The organism is Hymenobacter sp. HSC-4F20, assembly GCF_019599275.1.
Classification (GTDB): Bacteria; Bacteroidota; Bacteroidia; order Cytophagales; family Hymenobacteraceae; genus Hymenobacter.
Window position 1 is genome coordinate 1 of record NZ_JAHZTD010000014.1, and the last position, 3,262, is coordinate 3,262.

The following is a 3,262-nucleotide window of genomic DNA, read 5'->3' on the forward strand; positions in this document are numbered from 1 at the left end:
GTTCTTTGACGTACGAAAACAAGAGAGAAATATACTGGCTTGCCTGTGTAAGGCAAGTTAAGCTCGACTCTGTTCCGCAAGGAACGAGTCACTACGAGAAGTAGACAAGGGCACACGGGGGATGCCTAGGCTCTCAGAGGCGATGAAGGACGTGATAAGCTGCGATAAGGCACGGGGATGGGCACATACCAGGTGATCCGTGCATGTCCGAATGGGGAAACCCCCTTGGTTGAAGACCAAGGACCTTTCTCTTTTAAGAGGAAGGGGCAAACCCGGGGAACTGAAACATCTAAGTACCCGGAGGAACAGAAAATAACATATGATTCCCCAAGTAGTGGCGAGCGAACGGGGAGGAGCCCAAACCCGACTGGTTACGGCCAGCCGGGGGTTGTAGGACCTCAACATCTGATTGCGTAATCTTAGTTGAATGGCATGGGAAGGCCAACCAGAGACGGTGAGAGTCCGGTAGACGAACTGATTAGGCACGGTAGAGGATTCCTGAGTAGGGCGGGGCCGGAGAAACCCCGTCTGAATCCAGCGGCACCATCCGCTAAGGCTACATACTCCTGAGAGACCGATAGTGAACTAGTACCGTGAGGGAAAGGTGAAAAGAACCGGGAATACCGGAGTGAAAAGAACCTGAAACCGTGTGCTTACAAGCAGTTAGAGGGGTTTAGTGCCCTGATAGCGTGCCTTTTGCATAATGAGCCTACGAGTTACTCCTCTCTGGCAAGGTTAAATGACTGAAGTCGTGGAGCCGCAGCGAAAGCGAGTCTGAATAGGGCGCAGAGTCAGAGGGGGTAGACGCGAAACTTTGTGATCTACCCTTGAGCAGGATGAAGGTTGGGTAACACCAACTGGAGGTCCGAACCAGTTTCCGTTGAAAAGGATTTGGATGACTTGAGGGTAGGGGTGAAAGGCCAATCAAACTGAGAAATAGCTCGTACTCCCCGAAATGTATTTAGGTACAGCGTCGCGGTGGAGTCAGCTGGAGGTAGAGCTACCGATAGGACTAGGGGGTGTCACAGCCTACCGAATCCTGACGAACTCCGAATGCCAGTTGATATACGCGGCAGTGAGGCGTGGGGTGCTAAGGTCCCATGCCGAGAGGGAAAGAACCCAGACCATCCGCTAAGGTCCCTAAATTCGGACTAAGTTGAACAAAGGAGGTCCACTTGCTTTGACAGCCAGGAGGTTGGCTTGGAAGCAGCCATTCCTTTAAAGAGTGCGTAACAGCTCACTGGTCGAGCGAGAGGGCATCGATAATACGCGGGCATCAAGTCCGGTACCGAAGCGATGGATTTGCCTTTAGGCAAGTGGTAGGGGAGCATTCTGGTCAGCGGTGAAGGCGTGTTGTAAGGCATGCTGGAGCGGCCAGAAAAGCAAATGTAGGCATGAGTAACGATAAAGGGGGTGAGAAACCCCCTCGCCGATAGACTAAGGTTTCCTGCTCAACGCTAATCGGAGCAGGGTTAGTCGGGACCTAAGGCTACGCCGAGAGGCTACGTCGATGGACAGCTGGTTGATATTCCAGCACTTATGAAGTGGAGTGATGCAGTGACGCAGAAGTGAAAGTACCGCGAGCGGACGGAAGTGCTCGTTAAAGCGTGTAGGTTTTGGGAGGGTAGTCAAGTACGCCCACCTAGCTGAAACGTGATAGTACCTGGCGGCTTCGGCCAACGGGATAGTGTACCTAATCAGACTGCCAAGAAAACCTGCTAAGCGTTTACTGCTTTATAACCCGTACCGCAAACCGACACAGGTAGTCAAGGAGAGCATCCTGAGGCGCTCGAGTGAATCACGGCCAAGGAACTCGGCAAAATGGTCCTGTAACTTCGGGAGAAGGGACGCTTCCTTGCAGCAATGCAAGAAGCCGCAGTGAAAAGGCCCAGGCGACTGTTTAACAAAAACACATGGCTTTGCGAACGCGTAAGCGGAAGTATAAGGCCTGACACCTGCCCGGTGCCGGAAGGTTAAGAGGGGAACTTAGCGCAAGCGAAGGTTTGAATCGAAGCCCCGGTAAACGGCGGCCGTAACTATAACGGTCCTAAGGTAGCGAAATTCCTTGTCGGGTAAGTTCCGACCTGCACGAATGGTGTAACGATCTGGGCGCTGTCTCAGCCGTGAGCTCGGTGAAATTGTAGTCTCGGTGAAGATGCCGAGTACCCGCCACGGGACGGAAAGACCCCGTGCACCTTTACTATAGGTTGACATTGATGCTGGACAACACATGTGTAGGATAGGTGGGAGACTGTGAACCAGGGCCGCCAGGTCTTGGGGAGTCAACGTTGAAATACCACCCTTGTGTTGTTTGGCACCTAATCTGGAAACGGAAACAGTGTCTGCTGGGTAGTTTGACTGGGGTGGTCGCCTCCAAAAAAGTATCGGAGGCTTTCAAAGGTTCACTCAGACCGCTTGGTAACCGGTTGTAGAGCGCAATAGCAGAAGTGAGCTTGACTGTGAGGCCTACAAGCCGAGCAGGGTCGAAAGACGGATATAGTGATCCGGTGGTTCCGCATGGAAGGGCCATCGCTCAAAGGATAAAAGGTACGCCGGGGATAACAGGCTGATCTCCCCCAAGAGCTCATATCGACGGGGAGGTTTGGCACCTCGATGTCGGCTCGTCACGTCCTGGGGCTGGAGAAGGTCCCAAGGGTTCGGCTGTTCGCCGATTAAAGTGGCACGCGAGCTGGGTTCAGAACGTCGTGAGACAGTTCGGTCCCTATCTGTGGTGGGCGTAGGATATTTGACAGGACCTGACTTTAGTACGAGAGGACCGAGTTGGACCAGCCGCTCGTGCACCGGTTGTGACGCCAGTTGCAGCGCCGGGTAGCGACGCTGGGATGAGATAAGCGCTGAAAGCATCTAAGTGCGAAACTCACCTGAAGATGAGATATCCGATTAGAAGAGTCGTTGGAGACCACAACGTTGATAGGCGGTAGGTGTAGAGCGCGAAATCGCACAGCCGAGCCGTACTAAGGACTCGAACACTTCTGTAGCTCCGTAGCTTTTCCAGCCAGTAGGCTTCTCTCTTGTTTTTGACGTCAACGATAGTGCCCGCGGCCCCCTTGGGTCGCGCGCAGCTAGCAATGGTGGCTTTAGCCCGGGTGTTCACCTCTTCCCATTCCGAACAGAGTCGTTAAGCCCCGGTGCGCCTATGGTACTGCCTTCATCGGTGGGAGAGTCGGTCGCCGCCAACCCTATGCCTTCCACGGCCCCCCGCGACTTCGTGCTGCGGGGGGCCGTGTTGCGTTCCCCCCCC

At 54.1% G+C, this 3,262-nt stretch carries 2 rRNA genes; both read left to right on the top strand.

The features are described 5' to 3' along the window. The first annotated feature begins 94 nt into the window (after positions 1-94). Positions 95-2,998: ribosomal RNA gene (locus K3G63_RS22490) — 23S ribosomal RNA — on the top strand. 90 nt (positions 2,999-3,088) lie between these two features. Next, positions 3,089-3,200, top strand: a 5S ribosomal RNA gene (gene rrf / locus K3G63_RS22495). Positions 3,201-3,262: the final 62 nt, after the last annotated feature.